We start from the raw sequence: 20,015 nt of genomic DNA on the forward strand, positions 1-20,015 counted from the left end.
CAGGTGAATGCGGGGGAAATTCGTTGCAGGCTGGCGGCGCAAAGTCACGGCGGGAATCATCGTGAGCTTAAGATGCTGGGGCTTGGCGACGCGGGCCGCGTCGGTATAAGTGCAGGCCTCCAGTTGTGTAGACTTCCATTGTCGGGCCGGCGCTATCCGGCAGCAGCAAATCCGGGCCAGGAATATGAAGCCGACAACGCCGCCTCAAGGTGCCTCCGACCAAAGCCCCTCTCCGCACCTCCAGGCCCGCATTCTGGCCGAGGCGCTGCCGCACCTCATCCAGTACGACGAGCAGACGGTCGTCATAAAGTTCGGCGGCCACGCCATGGGCGACGCGGCGCTCTCCGACGCCTTCGCCCAGGACATCGTCTACCTGAAGCAGTCGGGCGTTAACCCTATCGTCGTGCACGGTGGCGGCCCGCAGATCGCCGGCATGCTCAAAAAGCTGGAGATCAAGTCCGACTTCGTGAACGGGCTGCGCGTCACCGATAAGCCGACGGTCGAGGTCGTCGAGATGGTCCTCTCCGGCCTCATCAACAAAGACATCGTCTCGGCCATCAATCGCCAGGGCGGCAAGGCGGTCGGCATCAGCGGCAAGGATGCCAACCTGATGATCGCCAAGAAGATCACCGAGATGCCCGATCCCGAATCGAACCTGATGAAGGCGGTTGATCTCGGTTACGTCGGCGACCCGATCGAAGTGAACCCGCACATCGTCGACGTCATCTCGAAATCTGATCTCATTCCCGTCATCGCCCCGGTGGGCATCGGCCGCGACGGCGAAACGCTCAATATCAATGCCGACACGTTCGCCAGCGCCCTCGCCGCCCGCATGAAGGCCAAGCGCCTACTACTGCTGACCGACGTCGAAGGCGTGCTGGATAAAAACAAGAGTCTCATCCACCAGCTCACAATCGAGGAGGCGCGTCAGCTCATCAAGGACGGCGTGATCTCCGGCGGCATGATCCCCAAGATCGAAGGCTGCATCGAGGTGGTGGAAGCGGGCGTCGAAGCCGTCGTCATCATCGATGGCCGCGTGCCGCACTGCGTGCTTCTCGAGTTGTTCACCTCGCACGGTGTCGGCACCTTGCTCGGCCGCGCACGCCGCCGGCCCCAGGCAGCCGCCGAATGAGTGCAGCCCGCAACGACGGGTTTGAGGGTCGGAGCACCGGCATCGCTGATCAATCGCCCGCAATCGCTGACGACGCGGCCTCGAACAAAGGCCGCTTCGATGCAACGCGTGTCTGGATCTTCGATCTCGACAACACGCTCTACCCGTCGAAGTGCAACCTCTTCGCCGAGGTCGACCAGCGCATGGGGCAGTTCATTGCCAAACTGCTCGCCATTCCCTTCGAGCACGCGCGCTACCTGCAAAAGCGCTACTATCACGACTACGGCACCACGCTCACCGGCCTCATCAAGCTGCACAAGATCGACCCGCACGCCTTCCTCGAATACGTGCACGACATCGACCTCGCCCCGCTGAGCGAAAGCCCCCAGCTTGCGAACGCGCTCCAAGCGCTGCCCGGTCGCCGCATCATCTTCACCAACGGCTCGCGCCGCCACGCCGAACGCGTCGCCGAGAAGCTGGGCGTTCTCCACCTGATGGAAGACATTTGCGACATCGCCGCGTGTGAGTTCATCGCCAAGCCATCGCCCGACGCCTTCAATCGCATGGTCCAGCGCCACGGCGTCACGGCGCCCGAAGCGGCAATGTTCGAGGATATGCCCCATAACCTCGAAGCTGCGCACGCACTCGGCATGACGACCGTGCTCGTGCGCTCCGACTACATGGATCACCCCGCGCAAGCAGAGATGCGCAAGTGGCGGGCGCTCCCCGAGCACATCCACCACTCGACCGACGACCTCACCGAATTCCTCGAAACTCTTCGCAAGCGCTGAGAACCGGTACGCAACGCAGGAAGGCCAATACTTCGCCGCCGGAGCCGGCAAGGAAAGCGGCAAGGGCGCAAGGCCCCCCGGCGCGAGCACCAGCCATCAGCGCGCACGAACTGCCACAGACAAAGCCTGTCGATACTCGTGCCAGCTAAAGAAAGCGCCGAGCAGCGGCAAGGTGCCAAGGGCGCCCGCGCCTTAGGCGCGGCTATCCATTGGTGCGACGCGCGCCGCACACAAAGCCTCTACCCACTCGTGTCAGCTTGAGAAAAACGCCGCCGTCAGGCGGCAAGGGCGCAAGGCGCCCCGGCGCGAGCGCCGGCTATCAGTTCGCGCGACGTTAGACGCACGACAAGTCTCTCGAACTCGTGTCAGAAAAAAACTATCTCGTCGGAATCGGCGTCTCGCCGCGGTAATCATAAAAGCCGCGCTTCGTCTTGCGGCCGAGCCAGCCGGCCTCGACGTACTTCACGAGCAGCGGACAAGGGCGATACTTCGAATCCGACAAGCCCTCGTAAAGAACCTGCATCACCGACAAGCACGTATCGAGACCGATGAAATCGGCAAGCTCCAGCGGCCCCATTGGATGATGCGCGCCCAGCTTCATCGCCTTGTCGATCATCTCGACCGTGCCGACGCCCTCATAGAGCGTATAGACGGCTTCGTTGATCATCGGCAGCAGGATGCGATTGACGATGAAGGCGGGGAAATCCTCGCTCACCGCCACCGTCTTGTGCAGGCTTTCGACAAACGACTTCGTAATCGTGAATGTTTCGTCATCGGTAGCGATACCGCGAATGAGCTCCACAAGCTCCATCAGCGGCACCGGATTCATGAAGTGCATGCCGATGAAATGCTCGGGCCGGTCCGTCGTCGAGGCAAGACGCGTGATCGAGATCGACGACGTATTCGTCGCCAGCAGCGTGCCGGGCTTCAGGTAGGAGCAGACATCGGTGAAGATCTTGCGCTTCAGCCCCTCTTCCTCGGTGGCCGCCTCGATGACGAGATCGCAATCGCCGAAGGAGTCAAAGCTTGGAGCAAAATCGATGCGCTTCAGCGCGGGGGCCACGTCTTCCGACTCGATCAGCCCCTTCTCCGCCAGGCGGTTCATGAACTTTTCGATGGTGCGGACCGACTCATCGACCCGCTCCTTCTTCAGATCATTGAGCGCCACCGAATAGCCGGACAGCGCGATGACGTGGGCAATGCCGGTGCCCATCTGCCCTGCGCCGATTATGCCGACCTTCTTGATGACCTGAGGAGTCTTGTGTTCGCCCTTCGGCTTGTCCGCCGATTTGACCGCCACGTTCATTTCCGCAAGTCCTTCTGATCCGAAGCCCGATTTGTCCGCTACTAGCCGGCCTTCTTCAGCTCAGCTTCAAGCTCCGGCAAAGCTTGAAACAGGTCGGCAACGAGACCGTAGTCGGCCACCTGGAAGATGGGCGCCTCGCCGTCCTTGTTGATCGCAACGATGATCTTGGAGTCCTTCATGCCGGCGAGATGCTGGATCGCACCCGAAATGCCAACCGCCATGTAGAGGTCCGGCGCTACGACCTTGCCGGTCTGGCCGACCTGCATGTCGTTCGGCACGAAACCGGCGTCGACGGCCGCGCGCGAAGCACCGACGGCCGCACCGATCGCGTCCGCCACCGGCTCGATGTACTTCTTGAAGTTCTCGCCCGAGGCAACGCCGCGACCACCCGAAACGATGATGCGCGCCGAGGTCAGCTCCGGCCGGTCGGACTTCGTCAGCTCGGCCTTCTCGAAGCTCGACAAGCCGACAGCAGCCGGCGGCGCCACGTCTTCGATAGGTGCCGATCCGCCCTCGCCCGCATCGGGGAAGGCCGAGATGCGCACCGTGATGACTTTCTTTCCTTCCGGCGCCTGCACCGTCTGGATGGCGTTGCCGGCATAGATCGGCCGCTCGAACGTATCGGGCGAGATGACCTTGGTGATGTCGGAGATCTGCATCACGTCGAGCACGGCCGCAACGCGCGGCGTAACGTTCTTGCCCGACGTCGTCGCCGGCGCCACCAGCACGTCGTAGTTGCCCATCAGCGACCCAACGAGCGCCGCCGTCTCTTCAGCGAGACCGTGCTCGAGCTGCGGCGCATCCGCCAGCAGCACCTTGGAGACGCCTGCGATCTTCGCTGCCGCTTCGGCTGCCGGCTTTGCATTGTGCCCGGCAACGAGCACGTGAATGTCGCCGCCGATCTGCTTTGCCGCAGCGACGGCCTTGCCGGTCGCCGACTGAAGTTCGCCGTTCGTGTGCTCGGCCAAAAGAAGAATTGCCATCAGAGCACCCCGGCTTCGGCTTTGAGTTTCTGCACCAGCTCAGCAACGCTGCCGACCTTCACGCCCGCTTTGCGCGTCGCGGGCTCGGAGATCTTCAGAACCTTGAGGCGCGGGCTGATGTCGACGCCGAAGTCGTCCGGCTTTTTCGTGTCGAGCGGCTTCTTCTTCGCCTTCATGATGTTGGGCAGCGAAGGATAGCGCGGTTCGTTGAGGCGCAGGTCCGTGCTCACCACGGCGGGCAGCTTCAGGCGCACAGTTTCGAGGCCACCGTCGACCTCGCGCGTGACGACGGCAGCGCCGTCAGCGATCTCGAGCTTGGAAGCGAACGTGCCCTGGGCCCATCCGAGCAACGCCGAGAGCATCTGGCCGGTCTGGTTGCAGTCGTCGTCGATCGCCTGCTTGCCGAGAATAACGATGCCCGGCTGTTCCGCCTCGACGACGCCCTTGAGAATCTTCGCGACCGCCAGCGGCTCGACTGGCGCGTCCGGCGTCTCAACGAGAATGCCGCGATCGGCACCGATAGCGAGCGCAGTGCGGATCGTCTCCTGCGCCTTCGCCGGACCAATCGAAACGATGACGATCTCGGTTGCCACGCCCTTTTCTTTGAGGCGTACAGCTTCTTCGACTGCGATCTCGTCGAAGGGGTTCATCGACATCTTCACATTAGCGAGATCGATACCCGAGCCATCCGGCTTAACACGAATTTTAACGTTGTAATCAACGACCCTTTTGACCGGCACCAGGATCTTCATGCCGTCGGCTCTCCAAGCGTTCTGTGGTGGTCTGCTGACGTCGAGGATTTCGGTTGTGCAGCGCGACGCCGAAGCGCCCGGTCACGCGAATTCCCTAGTCGCAGGCCTTGTGTTTGCTCTATTCGCAACTGCGAAAAGAGAACCTACGAGGGCGCCGAATGCAAGTCAATTGGGCGCCCTTTGCCCATGCCGCGGCCAATTATGCTCGCGCGGACACCAAGGGCGGGAACTTCAGGCAGACTGAGGGCTCCGGTCGAACAGCCGAACACCCGGTCGACGCATGAATAGGATCAGCACCGCACCGGCAATCAGGCCGCCAATGTGCGCCCACCACGCAACCGGCCCCACGTCCGGCATCGAAACCATGACGACTTGCACCAGGATCCAGACGCCGAGCACCAACCCCGCCGTAATGCGCAACGGGATCACCTTGAAGGCCAGCACCCACACGTTCACGCGCGGGTGCAGCATCAGGTAGGCGGCGATCACCCCCGCAACCGCGCCGCTGGCGCCGATGAGCGGCAGGTCGCTGTCCGGCACCATCCACGAGTGGAACAGCGCCGCAAACACACCGCACGCCAGATAGAAGATCAGGAAGCGAAGATGCCCCATCGCATCTTCGACGTTGTCGCCGAACACCCAAAGAAACAGCATGTTTCCGACGAGGTGAAACAGGTCGGCGTGGAAGAACATGTACGTGAGAAGCGTTGTCTCCGTACTGATCCCGTATCCCCCGTCACTGAACGAGGGCGGCGCCAGCACCGCCACCGTGCCGAACAGATCCCGAGGCGTCACGCCGAAGCTTGCCACCGCAGCTTCGCTCATGCCGCTCACCTCCAGCAGGAAGACGAGCACGTTCACCGCGATCAGCGAAACGGTGACGTATTGAAAGGGGATGGATTTCAGCGAGTTGTCATCGCGCAGCGGAATGAACAATGGAGGCCTGCCAGGCTTGAAAACCGGTCACCGGTTCTGCCCCGGGACCCAAAGCACGTCACTTCGGCCGCGATCATTCACGTAGCGGCTGGCAACAAAAAGGAAATCCGACAAGCGATTGATATATTTCAGAGCTTCGGCACTGACTGGCTCGCTGGGATCTTCTGAGAGCTCCACCATGAGCCGCTCGGCCCGCCGCGACACGGTCCGCGCGACATGCAGCGCCGCCGCCGCCGGCGACCCGCCGGGCAGCACGAACGAACGCAGCGGCTTCAGCTCGGTATTCATCTCGTCGATCTCGGCCTCGAGCCGCTGCACCTGAGCGTCGCTCATGCGCAAGGGCTCGTATTCGAGCTTTTCACCCCGGTCCGGCACGCAGAGATCAGCGCCGAGATCGAATAGATCATTTTGTACGCGCAGCAGCTTGGCATCGAGGCCTGGATGCCCGGCCCCCAGGTGCACACGCGCCATGCCGACACTCGAATTGGTCTCATCGACCGTTCCGTAAGCCGAAATCCGCAACGCGTGCTTTGGCACACGCTCTCCACTGCCGAGCGCTGTAGTCCCCTTGTCGCCCGTGCGCGTGTAGATCTTGCTGAGTACGACCATTCCCTGCAACCCCAGTTGGCCTCAACACCGCATGGCGCCCCGGGAGGGAGCGCTAAGGCAATGCTTAATGATAGTTGTGAACTATGGCGAACAGCACGATGACGGTGATCGCAACCGCCTGCAAGCCGACGCGCCAGCGCATCAACTTCTGACTGCGGTTGGGGTTCGAGCCCCGCGACAGGTTCCAAAGTCCCAGCATGAGCACCACGACGACGGCCGCCACGGTCAGGGTCGTCAGGTGATATAAGGCAGCTTCCATAGGCGTTCAGGCTCCGTTCTAGCCAATCCTTACGCCCTCGCACCCCCGTCGGCAAACCGTATCGAATATTCAGCGAATCGTTGACCCTGCGGCGCAAGCCATTGGCAAGCTCACGCGCGCCATAATTGCCGTAATTGAGGCTTCTGGTGATTCTTCGCCAGAACCTAGAGGGGGGAGGTAGCGGCCGTTGCACTTGGCTCGATCGATTTCTATTGCCGGCCTTTACTGCCTCGCCGCCGGCATTCCCGTTGGCATAGCGACCGTTGCCCTCCTGCCGTCCGCGCCCGCCTTTGCTCAGGCTCCAAACGAGGCCGAGAACGCCAAGCGGCGCTTGGAGACCAAGCGCAGCGAGCTGGAAGACGTACAGAAGCGGACCAAGTCGCTCGAAACGGACGTCGACGAATTGGCCGCCGAGCGCCTGCGCATCAACTCGCGCCTGCTCGAAACCGCCGACCTCATCCAGAAGAGCGAAGCACAGCTCACCACGATCGAGACGCGCTTGGGTGAGTTGCAGGAGCAGGAGCGCATTCTCAAAGGCTCGCTCAACCAGCGCAACAGCCAAATCGCCAAGCTTCTCGCTGCCTTGCAGCGCATGGGACGCAACCCGCCGCCCGTCCTTTTCACGCAGCGCGAGGATGCGCTCGAGATGGTCCGCAGCGCCATGCTCCTCTCCGCCGCGTTCCCTGAGCTCGGCCAGCAGGCGAAGGTTCTGATGACACGCCTGACCGAACTCGCGCGCGTAATGGGAGAAATCCGCTCACAGCGTGATGAGCTGAAAACCGAGATGACCCGCCTGGGCGATGCGCGCACGCGTCTCGCCGGACTGATGGAAGAAAAGAAGGTCACGCTCGACCAGCGGCAATCCGAGCTGGCGCGCATGCGCTCGGCGGCCGCCGACATCTCCCGCGGCGTGAAAGACCTGAACGAGCTGATCACCAAGCTCGACCAGGCCGTGAAGGACAACACCGGCCTCGGAGCCTACGATGCGCGACAGAAAGAAGTCGCCGCAGCGAACATTACGCAAAATTCATCTGCCCCACCGCAGGTCGCTCCCGCCGCACCGGCAGCTGTCCCACCCGTTCAAAAATCGCCACCCTCCGACGCCGCCAGCGGCGCATCTAAGGGCGTCGATGTCGTCGTGTTGAGCCCAGGTGCGACACTTGGCAATCCGGGCCGAATCAAGCCGGAAATCGCATTTTCTCAGGCCACTGGCCGCCTCCCGCTACCCGCTCAAGGACGCCAGGTTTTAGGCTATGGTGAGAAAACTCAGTTCGGCGGCCAGTCGAAAGGTATAGTGCTGGAAACGCGCCAGGGTGCCCAAGTCACGTCACCATGCGATGGTTGGATCGTTTACGCTGGCGAGTTTCGTAGCTATGGCCAACTCTTGATCATCAACGCGGGCGGTGGCTATCATGTCCTGCTCGCGGGACTATCGCAGATCGATGTCCAACCAGGCCAATTTGTTCTCGCCGCCGAGCCGGTAGGAACGATGACTGGTTGGCCCCAACAGTCTCAGCCCACGACAAGCAACGCCCCCGTTCTCTACGTTGAGTTTCGCAAGGACGGAAAGCCCGTAGACCCAGACCCATGGTGGGTGGCAGGTCATCGAAAGGTGCAAGGATAATGCGCAAGACGGAATTTGCATTCTGGACGTTCCTGCTGATGACCGGCCTTGCCGGCGCCACGACGCTTTTGAACGTCACGCGCACGTATTCAGCGACCACCGAGAACTCCGAGCTCTATCGGCAGCTCGACCTGTTCGGCGATGTGCTTGAGCGCGTACGTTCCGACTACGTCGAGAAGCCCGATGACACCATGCTGATCGAATCCGCGATCAACGGCATGCTCTCGGCGCTCGATCCGCACTCATCCTACCTCAGCCCCAAGAACTACCGCGACATGCAGGTGCAGACGCGCGGTGAGTTCGGTGGCCTCGGCATTGAGGTGACGATGGAGAACGGCATCGTCAAAGTCGTTTCGCCCATCGACGACACGCCCGCTTCCAAGGCAGGCCTCCAGGCCAATGACCTCATCACCCACCTCGATGGCGAGCAGATCGTCGGCCTGACGCTCGAACAGGCGGTCGAGAAGATGCGCGGCCCCGTCAACACGCCCATCACGCTCACCATCGTGCGCAAGGGCACCGATGACCCCTTCGACGTGAAGGTCACGCGCGACATCATCCGCATCAACGCGGTGAAGGCGAACAACGACAAAGACATCGCCTATATCAAGATCACCACCTTCAACGAGCAGACACACGCCAACCTTGTGAAGGCCATCGAGAACGCCAAGAAGACGATCGGCAAGGACCTCAAGGGTTACGTCATCGACCTGCGTAACAACCCGGGCGGTCTCCTCGACCAGGCCATCGCCGTCTCTGACGACTTCCTCGAGCGTGGCGCCGTGGTGCTCACCAAGGGCCGCAACAACGAGGAGACGCAGCGCGCTCAGGCTCACCCTGGCGATCTGACCGACGGCAAGAAGATCGTCGTGCTGATCAACGGCGGCTCCGCCTCGGCTTCCGAGATCGTCGCCGGCGCCCTGCAGGACCACAAGCGCGCGACCATCGTCGGCACGCGCTCATTCGGCAAAGGCTCGGTGCAGACGATCATCCCGCTCGGTGCCAACGGCGCCATCCGTCTGACCACGGCACGCTACTACACACCGTCCAACCGCTCGATCCAGGCCAAAGGCATCGATCCTGACATCGTCATCGAGCAGGAGCTGCCCGACGAGCTGAAGAAGAAGCAGACCTCCGCCGCCGACAATTCCCGTGGCGAGGCGAGCCTGCGCGGCCATCTCCGCAACCCGGAGAACGGAGCCAACGAGGACGGCAAGGAAGTGAAGGAGGTCTCTGGCTCGTCCGCTTACGTTCCCAAGGAGCCCGAGAAGGACACCCAGCTTCAGTACGCGCTCTCGTTCCTGCGCGGCACGGCCACCGACGCCATTACGGCCAAGGCGACGCCGGCTCCGGCAACGGACGATGCCAAGGACAAGGCGAAGAACTGACGGTCACCGCGCCTAACACTCGATCGTCATGATGAAGCTTTAGATGGGCGCCACCGGCGCCCATCTTCTTTTACGCCGCCGCTCTTGCACATGGATGCCCTGCCATGACGAAACCCACGCCCGGCTACCGCCCTTGCGTCGGCATCACTGTGATCAACCCTGAAGGTCTCGTCTGGATCGGCCGGCGCGCCGACGCGCCCGGCGAGGAGGAAGGCCGCGGGGAATGGTGGCAGATGCCGCAAGGTGGAATCGATCCGGGTGAGGATCCTGCCGGCGCCGCCCTGCGCGAACTCTACGAGGAAACCGGAATGCACACCGTTCGCATTCTCGGCGAGACCGACGGCTGGCTTCGCTACGACCTTCCAGAGCATCTGATCGGCAAGGCTTGGGGCGGCCGCTATCGCGGGCAGGAGCAGAAATGGTTCGCCGTCCGCTTCCTCGGTGACGACAGCGAGATCGACATCGCTCCCCCCGCCGGTCACAAGCCCGAGTTCAGCGAGTGGAAGTGGGCCCCGCTTTCAGAGGTGACGAGCCTCATCGTTCCGTTCAAGCGCGACGTCTACGTCCACGTGGTCGAAGCGTTTAAAGCCCTTGCGGTGGATGGGAATTGACGGCTTGGGCGCCACACAGGCGCAAATTTGGGCCAATAACGCCATAGAATGGCTGGATTTTCCGTCCTAAACTGTCGCATGATTCGTTGATCAACGCCCTTGACAGGGGAGACGGTACCACTGCCCATGTCCGCACTCGCTCAATCGGAAAACCTCGGTCTACCGCTACGTCCGTGCGTTGGCGTCGTGCTGTTCAACGCCGAAGGACTCGTTTGGGTCGGCCAGCATACGCCGCGGTGGGCGCGCCAACGGCAAGACACGCCTGCAAGCTTCTGGCAGCTGCCGCAGGGCGGCATCGAGCCGCGTGAACCTTCACGCGAAGCTGCATTCCGCGAGCTGTGGGAAGAGACCGGCGTGCGCAACGCCTCGCTGATCGGCGAGATCCCCGGCTGGCTGACCTACGAACTCCCCTCCGAGCTTCTGGGCGTCGCACTCCAAGGCAAGTACGCCGGACATCGTCTGCGCTGGTACGCCATGCGCTTCGAAGGCACCGACAGCGAAATCGACATCGCGCCGAAGTCTTCATCAATGAAGCGCGAGTTCGAAGCTTGGCAATGGGTACCGCTGCCCGAGGTCGCGCCCCTCGCGATGGACTTCCGCCGCCCCGTCTACGAGGAAGTGGCGCAGGAATTCGCTCGCTTCGCGCGCTGCTCTCCCACCCGCATCGCCGCCGAATAGCGCGGCCCGCGCTCCCGTCGCGCCACGCAATCGACGAGGTCGCACATCAGCGCGGCACCAACTTGTATGAAAAACCAGCGCGCTACGAAGCCGCTGAGCACCGCCTCACTTCTTCAGCACGGCAAGCGTGCTTGCCATGCTCAGGCGTCAAGGGCGCCGGCGCGAGCGCCGGACATCAGCCTGCTCGCGATCTACCGCAAGCAAGCCGACATCCGCCCGTGTCAGCCAAAAGAATTGAAAAACCAGCTAGCTCTTCAGCTGCACACGCTTGAGCACGTCGAGTAGCCCCTCGGCAACCATGCGCGCATGGTCGTCCTTGGCCTCGGCAAGCTGCGCTTCTGCCGCCTTCAGCTCGCTGGCGAGCCGCTCGCCTGTCAGCTCTTCCAGCGGCACCGCCGTCTGGGTGAGGATCGTGAGGCGGTCAGGATCCGCCTCGGCGACGCCCTTCTTCACCAGTAGGCGCTGGCTCCCGTGCGGCAGCGTCACTTCGAGCACGCCGGGGCGCAGCGTCGAAATGAAAGGCGAGTGCCCCGCGAGAACCGCGAAGTCGCCTTCCGCTCCCGGCACTACGACCTGGTTGGCCTCACCTGAGAACACGAGACGCTCAGGCGTCACCAGCTCGAAATTGAATGTCGCTGCCATGACTTAGTCTATCCTGTCAGTCGTCGAGGCCGTTGTCGCCGGTCTTGCTGCGGACGTCTTCCACGTCCTGCAGCTTCGTCCCGCAGAACGGGCAGAAGAACAGCGGGTGGTCCACCATGCCCGGCTCCTCGTCCTCGAGATCGATGAGACCCACCGACATGTAAAGCACGCCGTCGTCGCCGACGGTGATCAGCGGCTCGAACTCCTCGCCGCTCATCGCATCCTTCAACTCCTCGCAGCAGGAGCCGAACTCACCACCCGCCGGTGCGTCCACTGCCATGATCTTTGTCCCTCTTGTTGGCTCATAAAGAGCCGTTCGTTGTTAAGATCAGGCCGCTTCCGCGAGCTTCTCAGCCTTCGCCTTGGCTTCTTCGATGTTGCCAACCATGTAGAACGCCTGCTCGGGCAGGTGATCGTACTCGCCCTCGCAAAGGCCCTTGAAGCCCTTGATGGTGTCGGCCAGCGACACGAGCTTGCCCGGCGATCCGGTGAACACCTCGGCCACGTGGAACGGCTGCGACAGGAAGCGTTCGATCTTGCGGGCGCGTGCCACGATCAGCTTGTCGTCTTCGGAAAGCTCGTCCATGCCGAGAATGGCGATGATGTCCTGGAGAGCCTTGTAGCGCTGCAGGATCGACTGAACCTTACGAGCAACCTCGTAGTGCTCCTCGCCGACGATCATCGGCGACAGCATGCGCGAGGTGGAATCGAGCGGGTCCACGGCCGGATAGATGCCCTTTTCAGCGATCGAGCGCGAAAGCACGGTCGTCGCGTCGAGATGCGCGAACGAGGTTGCCGGCGCCGGGTCGGTCAAGTCGTCGGCGGGCACGTAAATGGCCTGCACCGAAGTGATCGAACCCTTGTTCGTCGTGGTGATGCGCTCCTGCAGGGCGCCCATGTCCGTGGCGAGCGTCGGCTGATAACCGACCGCCGAAGGAATACGGCCGAGCAGAGCCGACACTTCCGAACCTGCCTGCGTGAAGCGGAAGATGTTGTCGACGAAGAACAGCACGTCCTGGCCCTGGTCGCGGAAGTACTCGGCGACCGTCAGACCCGACAGAGCAACGCGGGCACGTGCGCCCGGGGGTTCGTTCATCTGGCCGTACACGAGTGCGCACTTGGAGCCAGCGGTCGAGCCGTTGTTTTCCTTCGGGTCGAGGTTCACCTTCGACTCGATCATCTCGTGATAGAGGTCGTTACCCTCACGCGTGCGCTCGCCGACGCCGGCGAACACCGAGTAACCGCCGTGCGCCTTGGCGACGTTGTTGATCAGCTCCATGATGAGCACGGTCTTGCCGACGCCGGCACCACCGAACAGGCCGATCTTGCCGCCCTTGGCGTACGGAGCCAGCAGGTCGACGACCTTGATGCCCGTGACGAGAATTTCAGCTTCCGTTGCCTGATCCTGGAAGGCCGGCGCCTGGGCGTGGATCGGATATTCAGCGGCACCCTTGATCGGGCCGGCTTCGTCCACCGGCTCGCCGATGACGTTCATGATGCGGCCCAGCGTGGCCTCGCCCACCGGAACCATGATCGGAGAGCCCGTATCGCGAACTTCCTGACCGCGCACCAGACCCTCGGTGGAGTCCATGGCGATCGTGCGCACGGTGTTCTCGCCGAGATGCTGCGCCACTTCGAGCACCAGGCGCGAGCCCTGGTTGGTGGTCTCGACAGCGTTGAGAATGGCCGGCAGGTGATCATCGAACTGCACGTCGACGACTGCGCCCGTGACCTGGCGGATGCGACCAACTTTGTTTGCCATGTGCGTCTCCAACAGAAAGTGTTCAGGCGACCGACAGCGTCACGGGAATGTTTCCGCGCGTCGCCTTCGAATACGGGCAGATCTCGTGCGCCTCGTTCAGAAGCGCCTCGACCTTTTCTTTTTCACCGCCGGGGACCGACAGTTTGATGTCGGCCTTCAGCGCGAAACTCGTTGCGTCCTTGTCGAGCGTGACGGCCACCGTGACCTTGGCTGCCTGTCCGTCGAGACCATGCTTCTTCGCCAGCAGCAGCACTGCCTGACCAAAGCACGACGACCATCCGAGGGCGAACAGCTGCTCGGGGTTGTGCCCCTCGCCAGAGCCCCCGAGCTCTTTTGGCAGCGCCATAGCCAGTGCGAGCTTCGCGTCCTCGAGGACTGCGCGCCCGTCCCGGCCGCCTTTCGTCGTCGCTGTGGTCGTATAGGCCATAGCTGCTTGCGATCCTAAAGTGCCTCGGCGCCCGAGATGATCTCGATGAGCTCCTTGGTGATCATCGCCTGGCGCGTGCGGTTGTACTTCAGCGTCAGCTTGTTGATCATCTCGCCGGCGTTTCGCGTAGCCGAGTCCATGGCGCTCATCTGTGCGCCGTAGAACGAAGCGACGTTCTCGATAAGCCCGCGGAAGATCTGCGTCGATATGTTGAGCCTGACAAGGTCGCCGAGAACCTCTTCTTCGCTCGGCTCATACTGATGGGTCGCCTCGGCGGCACCCGTCACCTGCGCCTTCGCAGGCGGAATTTTGGCCGGGATCAATTGCAGGGCGATCGGATCCTGCTTGATGACCGACTTGAACTCCGCGAAGTAGAGCTTCGCGACGTCGAACTCACCAGCCTCGAACAGTTTCAGCACCTTCTGCGCGATCTCGTCCGCGTTCGCGAACGCGATTTGGCGCACGGCGCGAAGGTCGATGCGGTCGATGTAATGATTTCCGAGTTCACGCTTCAGCGCCTCGGCACCCTTACGGCCGACCATCAGCATCTTCACGGTCTTGCCCTGGGCGAGCAGCCGCTGTGCTTCCTGACGGGCCAGCTTGGAGATGTTGGTGTTGAAGCCGCCGGCCAAGCCGCGCTCGCCGGTCATCACGATCATCAGATACGTCTGATCGCGCCCCGTCCCCGCCAGTAGCGGCGCCGAGCCCTTGTCCGTGACGCGCGAACCAAGATTGGCAATCATCTGATCCATGCGCTCGGCATAGGGACGCGCCGCAGTCGCCACTTCCTGCGCACGGCGCAGCTTCGCCGCGGCGACCATCTGCATCGCCTTGGTGATCTTACGCGTCGCCTTCACCGAAGTGATGCGGTTTCTTAGGTCCTTTAAGCTCGGCATCGGGCCATCGTCCTACTTTCCGACCACTTCCCCTCGCCCCACCCGTGGGGAGAGGGCTGGGGTGAGGGGCAGCTACAAACCGCAGCGCCAGCCTCTGCCCCTCATCTCAACCTTCTCCCCGCCTGCGGGGAGAAGACGCTTAGGCAGTGAAGCCCTTGGAGAACTTGTCGATGAAGGCGACGAGCTTCTTCTCCGTATCTTCCGACAGGGCCTTCTTGGCGCGGATGTCTTCGAGGATGTCCTTGCCGTCCGTACGCAGCAGACGCAGCAGATCTTGCTCGAACTTGGTCACGGCGCCGACCGGGATCGCGTCGAGATAGCCGCGCGTACCAGCGAAGATCACGGCCACCTGCTCTTCCATCTGCAGCGGCGAGAACTGCGGCTGCTTCAGGAGTTCGGTGAGACGGGCGCCGCGCGCAAGCATCTTCTGCGTGGCAGCATCGAGGTCCGAGCCGAACTGAGCGAAGGCGGCCATCTCGCGGTACTGAGCGAGCTCGCCTTTGATCTTGCCGGCAACCTGCTTCATGGCCTTCGTCTGCGCGGCCGATCCGACGCGCGACACCGACAGACCGACGTTAACGGCCGGACGGATGCCCTGATAGAAGAGGTCGGTCTCGAGGAAGATCTGGCCGTCGGTGATCGAAATCACGTTCGTCGGAATGTAGGCCGACACGTCGTTGGCCTGCGTCTCGATGACCGGCAGCGCCGTCAGCGAGCCAGCCCCGTGGTCCTCGTTGAGCTTCGCGGCGCGCTCCAGCAGGCGCGAGTGGAGATAGAACACGTCACCCGGATAGGCTTCGCGGCCCGGCGGGCGACGAAGCAGCAGCGACATCTGGCGATAAGCGACGGCCTGCTTGGAAAGGTCGTCATAGGCGATCACGGCATGCATGCCGTTGTCGCGGAAAAATTCGCCCATCGTGCAGCCGGTGAACGGCGCAAGATACTGCAGCGGGGCCGGCTCCGAAGCCGTAGCAGCGACGACGATCGAGTACTCCAGAGCGCCGTGCTCTTCGAGCACCTTGACGAACTGGGCAACGGTCGAGCGCTTCTGGCCGACGGCGACGTAGACGCAGAACAGCTTGTCCTTGTCGCTCTTGGCAGCGGCGTTGATCGCCTTCTGATTGAGGATCGTATCGAGAATGATCGCGGTCTTGCCGGTCTGACGGTCACCGATGATCAGCTCGCGCTGGCCGCGGCCAACTGGGATCAGGGCGTCGACGGCCTTGAGGCCGGTAGCCATCGGCTCGTGCACCGACTTGCGCGGCAGAATGCCGGGCGCCTTCACGTCGACGCGCTTCTTCTCGGTGAACTGGATCGGGCCCTTGCCGTCGATCGGGTTGCCGAGCGCGTCGACCACGCGGCCGAGCAGACCCTTGCCGACCGGAACCTCGACGATGGCGCCCGTACGCTTGACGGTGTCGCCCTCTTTAATGCCGCGGTCGTCGCCAAAAAGCACGACGCCGACGTTATCGGACTCAAGGTTCAGCGCCATGCCGAACACGCCGCCCGGGAACTCCACCAGCTCGCCGGCCTGAACGTTGTCGAGGCCATAGACGCGGGCGATGCCGTCACCGACGGACAGCACCTGGCCAATTTCTGAGACCTCGGCTTCCTTGCCGAAATTCTTGATCTGGTCCTTGAGGATCGAGGAGATCTCTGCGGCCCGGATGTCCATACTTGCCTCTTCCCTTACAGCGCTTCTTGTTCGTGCTGGGCCCTTGCCCGCCCTTCCAATCACAAAAACGGCCGCAGACGAGCTGCAGCCGATCCAGCCGATCAGTCGGTTCCCTTGAGCACGACTTTCAGGTTCATGAGCTTCGTCTTCAGCGATGAATCGAACATGCGGCTACCGACCTTGACCACCAGGCCGCCGAGCAGCGAGGGGTCGACCTTGGCATCGAGCCGCACGTCCTTGCCGAAGGACGCCTTCAACTGGTCTTTCAGCGTCGCCAGCTGCTCGTCGTTGAGCGGCTGCGCCGACTGCACCTCGGCAACCATCTCGCCGCGATGCTGCGCGAGCTGCTGCCGGAAATTCTTGATCATGTCCTCGGTGGCGAATAGACGCCGGTTACGAGCCACGACGCGAAGGAAGTTGCTGGTGGTCGCGCCGACCGAAGCCCAGTCCATGACGGCCTTCAGTGCGCGGTCTTGCTCCTCAGCAGCGAAAGCAGGGCTGGTCACCAGCCGCTTCAGATCTTCGCTGCCTTCGAGCATCGACTGAAACTTGCCGAGATCCTGATCGACGCTATCGAGCTCGCCCTGATCGCGCGCCAAATCGAACAGCGCCGCGGCGTAGCGCCCAGCAACCCCTGACGTCATCTGATTTTCCGTTGCCACGTCAATCTCGCGCCCGCGGACAAGGCAGGGGCATCGGGCCGTATCGGCTCGCCCACACCCTCCCCCGCTTTGAGGAATTCTTCTTGCACTAAAAGAGCGTCCCGGCACCCGACCAGAACACCCCCTTCAAAAGTGCGCGGCCTCTCTAACATGCACCGCGCAGCCCTTCAACGGGTGATAGGCGCCGCAATGCCGCATTCGCGGAGGCGCAACCGGCAATTTTCAAGATGAACGAAAGCTGCACGTGCCCTTCAGAACGGGTTCAGCCCGAAAAGTGTTGAATGCCCCTCATAGCCGGTGACGACGCCGGCGACCGGATCACAGGGGAAAACAATGACCACCACCCGCAAGCTCACCTCGATCATCACCGCCGCGGCCATCGCGGTAACCAGTCTGGGAACTTTCGCCACCAGCGCCAGCGCGTACGATCGGGGCGGCTACCGTGGCGACCATCACGGCCGCCATTACGATGGTCCGCGCCGCCACGGCCGCGACCGCTACTACGCCCGCCACTACCGGAAGAAGGACAACACCGGCAAGTACATCGCCATCGGCGCCGCCGCCCTGATGCTCGGCGTCATTGCTTCGGAGGCTTCGCGCCGCTAGCCATCAGCGGCTCCGGCTTCCGCGCCGGAGGCTCCCTCGCCTCCGGCGACCAATACTGAACCGCTCCGGCGACCCAATACTGAACCTAGAAATTTGCCACCACCCGACGCTTTTTAACTCCCAGAGATAATGACTGAGCGCCCCACCCTCGCGCCAGTCCCCGGGCCAGACCTTCCCCCCAGGTCTGGCCCTTTTATTTTGCGCTCCTGCGCGGCCCGCAGCTCGCTCCAACGCCCAACGGCTACCGGCTTTCGGCTTCCCGCTCCCTCCTGACCGCCATAGGCGACAGGGCGCCATCGCCCGATCCTCAGAGCGGCCTATCCGCGAGAACGTGCATCGGACAATACCAACTCGCGTCATCAAAAGATATATCTTGCGATAGCACTCAAATCTGACTATCTTCAGATATATCGAAACTGCCAAAGGACTGAAAATGTACGGAATGAGAGATTTTGGAATGGGGGAGCGCGAGGAGCGCCACCACCGCTGCGGACCCGGAGGCCGCCACGGCCGCATGGGCCGCGGACACGGTCACGGCCCCGGAGGCCGCCACGGCCATGATCGCGGTGACCGGGACTGGTTCCGCATCGGCCGCATGCTCGCCCATGGCGACCTGAAGCTGCTGGCCCTCGCTCTGATCGAGGAACAGCCGCGCCACGGCTACGAGCTCATCAAGCTCATCGAGGAGAAGACCAGCGGCGCCTACAGCCCGAGCCCCGGCGTCGTCTACCCGACGCTGACGTTCCTGGAGGAAGCCGGTTACGCCACCGCCGAAAGCGAAGGCGCCAAGAAAACCTATGCCATCACGGACTCCGGCCGCGAGTATTTGACCGAGAACCGCAAGTTCGCCGACATGATCGTCGAGCGTCTGGCTGCCATCGGCGAGAAATTCGCCCGCAGGCGCCGCGAGCGTGACAGCGAACGCGGCGCCGATGTGCCCAAACTCGTCGAAGCCGCTCTGGAAAATCTGCGCGACGTCGCTGCCAAGCAGCTCGAGCAGAGCGCCGATGCTGAAACCACTATCGTCGAAATCCTGATGCGCGCCGCCAAAGACATCCGCAGCGCCTAATCAGCCACGCACCTTGGCTCCCCGTCATCAAACGCCGGACCCTCTCAAGGTCCGGCTCTTTGACTTTCGAAGCCACTGCACGGCTGCGACGCAGGCCGATCGACACCATTAGCCACCGTCGCCGCCCCCAAGCGCGAAACTAGGCTCAGCACCCTTCGGCGCATCCGATCGGGTGGGGTCGACGCGCCGCGCGTTGGGGCTCTTGCCTCCCTTGAAGTACCCGACCATCGCCTCCATGCAGAGCGGCCTCAGCCCCTCTCCGCCGTTGTCGATATGCGCCTTCAATGTGTTGCGCAGGCGCGGCTCCCACGTGGCGTGGATGTGCTTCGCAATCCCATCGAGCGCCTCTGCTTTCGGGTAGACGGCGAAGAAGTCGGTGATCTGGTTCGCCATACGGACAACGTCTCGGGTATCCATGGTTTGAATCCCTTGCGATCCGGCCACGGGTGCAAGACCCGTAATGATCAGTCTACGCCCTTCCAACTGCCCGTCATCAGTTTTGTTCCATGTATCGGGCTTTTCAGGCCGGGCAGAGGCCGCCCGCCGATCTCATCGCCGAGTACTCGCAGGCTGCACCTGGTCGCTTATTCGTTCTCGGGTGAGCCGCTCATGCGGCGGATCGGATTCTCTCATCCCCCCGACGCGAAGTACGTCGTGAAGATCGACTAGCGTTTGCGTCGTTGCCACGCCCGAGGATTGCTCCGGCTCACCGACGCAAACGCTTCACCCCTACAATGTGGCGAGCCCGATCGCTATCGACCGCGAACCCTGCGTCGCCTTTGACCGGCGGTCGAGCCGCCCGATCACATCGGCAAGCAGAGCCACGCGCCGAGGCAGGTATGCGGCGCCGTCGCCTTGCACGCCGTCTGCCACGAACGGCACGTCGTCGTGGTCGGGCCATCTACACACTTCGTGTGCACGGGGCCCTTACCCACGCGCCCCTTGCCATAGATGATGTTCGCAAGGCCATGCGTCGCAAATACCTCGGCGATATCGTGCGTCACAGCTTCGCCCAGCCCTTCCACCTTGATGCAATCGCCAGCCTGTGCCGTGGCCGCAAACGAGAACATCACCGCCGCGGCGGCCAAGCCCATTTTCAACGCGCGCATGTACCCCTCCAGAGGACAATTTATCCCACGATCGAAACTAGTTAAGCGCGCGGTCCGCTACAATAGATTCACTCTGCGGCCGCCCGCGGCATCTGAAAGCAGCTGGAACCGCGTGCCGC

The 20,015-nt window shown here is 62.6% G+C and carries 23 protein-coding genes; 8 read left to right on the forward strand and 15 right to left on the reverse strand.

The window, feature by feature from the left end; genetic code table 11:
* Positions 1–184 precede the first annotated feature (184 nt).
* A complete protein-coding gene (gene argB, locus ACP15D_RS11315; RefSeq protein ID WP_424957597.1) occupies positions 185–1,132 on the forward strand; it encodes an acetylglutamate kinase in 948 nt (315 codons plus the stop codon).
* Positions 1,129–1,902 carry a pyrimidine 5'-nucleotidase gene (locus tag ACP15D_RS11320; protein ID WP_424957598.1) on the forward strand — a complete coding sequence of 258 codons (774 nt, stop codon included), beginning with the start codon at positions 1,129–1,131 and terminating at the stop codon, positions 1,900–1,902. Before argB ends, ACP15D_RS11320 begins: the two co-directional genes overlap by 4 nt.
* A 376-nt stretch (positions 1,903–2,278) precedes the next feature.
* On the opposite strand, the gene ACP15D_RS11325 is transcribed toward ACP15D_RS11320, so the two are convergent.
* From ACP15D_RS11325 to ACP15D_RS11350, 6 genes are all read right to left on the reverse strand, one after another.
* Positions 2,279–3,208, reverse strand: a complete 930-nt coding sequence (locus ACP15D_RS11325; protein ID WP_424957599.1) for a 3-hydroxybutyryl-CoA dehydrogenase — start codon at positions 3,206–3,208, stop codon at positions 2,279–2,281.
* Between the two features lie 41 nt (positions 3,209–3,249).
* Positions 3,250–4,191: an electron transfer flavoprotein subunit alpha/FixB family protein gene (locus ACP15D_RS11330; RefSeq protein ID WP_424957600.1), complete on the reverse strand. Its 942-nt coding sequence runs from the start codon at positions 4,189–4,191 to the stop codon at positions 3,250–3,252.
* Entirely contained in the window at positions 4,191–4,943 is a 753-nt protein-coding gene (locus tag ACP15D_RS11335; RefSeq protein WP_424957601.1) for an electron transfer flavoprotein subunit beta/FixA family protein, read from the reverse strand. The genes ACP15D_RS11330 and ACP15D_RS11335 overlap by 1 nt, the downstream gene beginning before the upstream one ends.
* Positions 4,944–5,174: 231 nt before the next feature.
* The gene (locus ACP15D_RS11340; protein ID WP_424957602.1) at positions 5,175–5,879 is read right to left on the reverse strand and encodes a rhomboid family intramembrane serine protease; all 705 of its coding nucleotides are present in this window, start codon (positions 5,877–5,879) and stop codon (positions 5,175–5,177) included.
* Between the two features lie 27 nt (positions 5,880–5,906).
* Positions 5,907–6,488, reverse strand: a complete 582-nt coding sequence (locus ACP15D_RS11345; protein WP_424957603.1) for a cob(I)yrinic acid a,c-diamide adenosyltransferase — start codon at positions 6,486–6,488, stop codon at positions 5,907–5,909.
* Positions 6,489–6,552: 64 nt separating this feature from the next.
* Positions 6,553–6,747: a twin transmembrane helix small protein gene (locus tag ACP15D_RS11350; protein ID WP_424957604.1), complete on the reverse strand. Its 195-nt coding sequence runs from the start codon at positions 6,745–6,747 to the stop codon at positions 6,553–6,555.
* A 187-nt stretch (positions 6,748–6,934) separates the two neighbouring features.
* Here ACP15D_RS11350 and ACP15D_RS11355 point away from each other — a divergent pair, with 187 nt between their 5' ends.
* From ACP15D_RS11355 to ACP15D_RS11370, 4 genes are all read left to right on the forward strand, one after another.
* A complete protein-coding gene (locus ACP15D_RS11355; RefSeq protein WP_424957605.1) occupies positions 6,935–8,371 on the forward strand; it encodes a murein hydrolase activator EnvC family protein in 1,437 nt (478 codons plus the stop codon).
* On the forward strand, positions 8,371–9,759 hold the full coding sequence (locus ACP15D_RS11360; protein WP_424957606.1) for a S41 family peptidase: 1,389 nt from the start codon (positions 8,371–8,373) through the stop codon (positions 9,757–9,759). Before ACP15D_RS11355 ends, ACP15D_RS11360 begins: the two co-directional genes overlap by 1 nt.
* A gap of 104 nt (positions 9,760–9,863) precedes the next feature.
* A complete protein-coding gene (locus ACP15D_RS11365) occupies positions 9,864–10,370 on the forward strand; it encodes an RNA pyrophosphohydrolase (RefSeq protein WP_424957607.1) in 507 nt (168 codons plus the stop codon).
* Positions 10,371–10,496: 126 nt separating this feature from the next.
* Positions 10,497–11,048: an RNA pyrophosphohydrolase gene (locus ACP15D_RS11370; RefSeq protein WP_424957608.1), complete on the forward strand. Its 552-nt coding sequence runs from the start codon at positions 10,497–10,499 to the stop codon at positions 11,046–11,048.
* Positions 11,049–11,294: 246 nt separating this feature from the next.
* Here the strand turns inward: ACP15D_RS11370 and ACP15D_RS11375 are convergent, their stop codons facing one another.
* The 7 genes from ACP15D_RS11375 to ACP15D_RS11405 form a co-directional block, all read right to left on the reverse strand.
* Positions 11,295–11,690 carry a F0F1 ATP synthase subunit epsilon gene (locus ACP15D_RS11375; RefSeq protein ID WP_424957609.1) on the reverse strand — a complete coding sequence of 132 codons (396 nt, stop codon included), beginning with the start codon at positions 11,688–11,690 and terminating at the stop codon, positions 11,295–11,297.
* A 16-nt stretch (positions 11,691–11,706) separates the two neighbouring features.
* Positions 11,707–11,970, reverse strand: coding sequence for a hypothetical protein (locus ACP15D_RS11380; RefSeq protein WP_424957610.1), 264 nt, complete (start codon positions 11,968–11,970; stop codon positions 11,707–11,709).
* 48 nt (positions 11,971–12,018) lie between these two features.
* Positions 12,019–13,452, reverse strand: a complete 1,434-nt coding sequence (gene atpD, locus ACP15D_RS11385) for a F0F1 ATP synthase subunit beta (protein WP_424957611.1) — start codon at positions 13,450–13,452, stop codon at positions 12,019–12,021.
* A 22-nt stretch (positions 13,453–13,474) separates the two neighbouring features.
* Positions 13,475–13,879 (reverse strand): organic hydroperoxide resistance protein, encoded by a 405-nt coding sequence (locus tag ACP15D_RS11390; protein ID WP_424957612.1) that lies wholly within the window; start codon positions 13,877–13,879, stop codon positions 13,475–13,477.
* Between the two features lie 14 nt (positions 13,880–13,893).
* A complete protein-coding gene (locus tag ACP15D_RS11395) occupies positions 13,894–14,775 on the reverse strand; it encodes a F0F1 ATP synthase subunit gamma (protein ID WP_424957613.1) in 882 nt (293 codons plus the stop codon).
* Positions 14,776–14,914: 139 nt separating this feature from the next.
* On the reverse strand, positions 14,915–16,450 hold the full coding sequence (atpA, locus tag ACP15D_RS11400; protein WP_424957614.1) for a F0F1 ATP synthase subunit alpha: 1,536 nt from the start codon (positions 16,448–16,450) through the stop codon (positions 14,915–14,917).
* A 101-nt stretch (positions 16,451–16,551) separates the two neighbouring features.
* The gene (locus tag ACP15D_RS11405) at positions 16,552–17,112 is read right to left on the reverse strand and encodes a F0F1 ATP synthase subunit delta (protein ID WP_424957615.1); all 561 of its coding nucleotides are present in this window, start codon (positions 17,110–17,112) and stop codon (positions 16,552–16,554) included.
* 333 nt (positions 17,113–17,445) lie between these two features.
* Between ACP15D_RS11405 and ACP15D_RS11410 the strand changes: the two genes are divergently transcribed.
* Both ACP15D_RS11410 and ACP15D_RS11415 read left to right on the forward strand, forming a co-directional pair.
* Positions 17,446–17,718, forward strand: a complete 273-nt coding sequence (locus ACP15D_RS11410) for a hypothetical protein (RefSeq protein WP_424957616.1) — start codon at positions 17,446–17,448, stop codon at positions 17,716–17,718.
* Positions 17,719–18,175: 457 nt separating this feature from the next.
* The gene (locus tag ACP15D_RS11415; RefSeq protein ID WP_424957617.1) at positions 18,176–18,787 is read left to right on the forward strand and encodes a PadR family transcriptional regulator; all 612 of its coding nucleotides are present in this window, start codon (positions 18,176–18,178) and stop codon (positions 18,785–18,787) included.
* Between the two features lie 108 nt (positions 18,788–18,895).
* On the opposite strand, the gene ACP15D_RS11420 is transcribed toward ACP15D_RS11415, so the two are convergent.
* Both ACP15D_RS11420 and ACP15D_RS11425 read right to left on the reverse strand, forming a co-directional pair.
* Positions 18,896–19,204, reverse strand: coding sequence for a formate dehydrogenase subunit delta (locus ACP15D_RS11420; protein ID WP_424957618.1), 309 nt, complete (start codon positions 19,202–19,204; stop codon positions 18,896–18,898).
* Between the two features lie 386 nt (positions 19,205–19,590).
* The gene (locus tag ACP15D_RS11425; protein ID WP_424957619.1) at positions 19,591–19,896 is read right to left on the reverse strand and encodes a hypothetical protein; all 306 of its coding nucleotides are present in this window, start codon (positions 19,894–19,896) and stop codon (positions 19,591–19,593) included.
* Positions 19,897–20,015 lie beyond the last annotated feature (119 nt).

It is taken from the genome of Hyphomicrobium sp. 1Nfss2.1, from assembly GCF_965243865.1.
Lineage (GTDB): Bacteria > Pseudomonadota > Alphaproteobacteria > Rhizobiales > Hyphomicrobiaceae > Hyphomicrobium_A.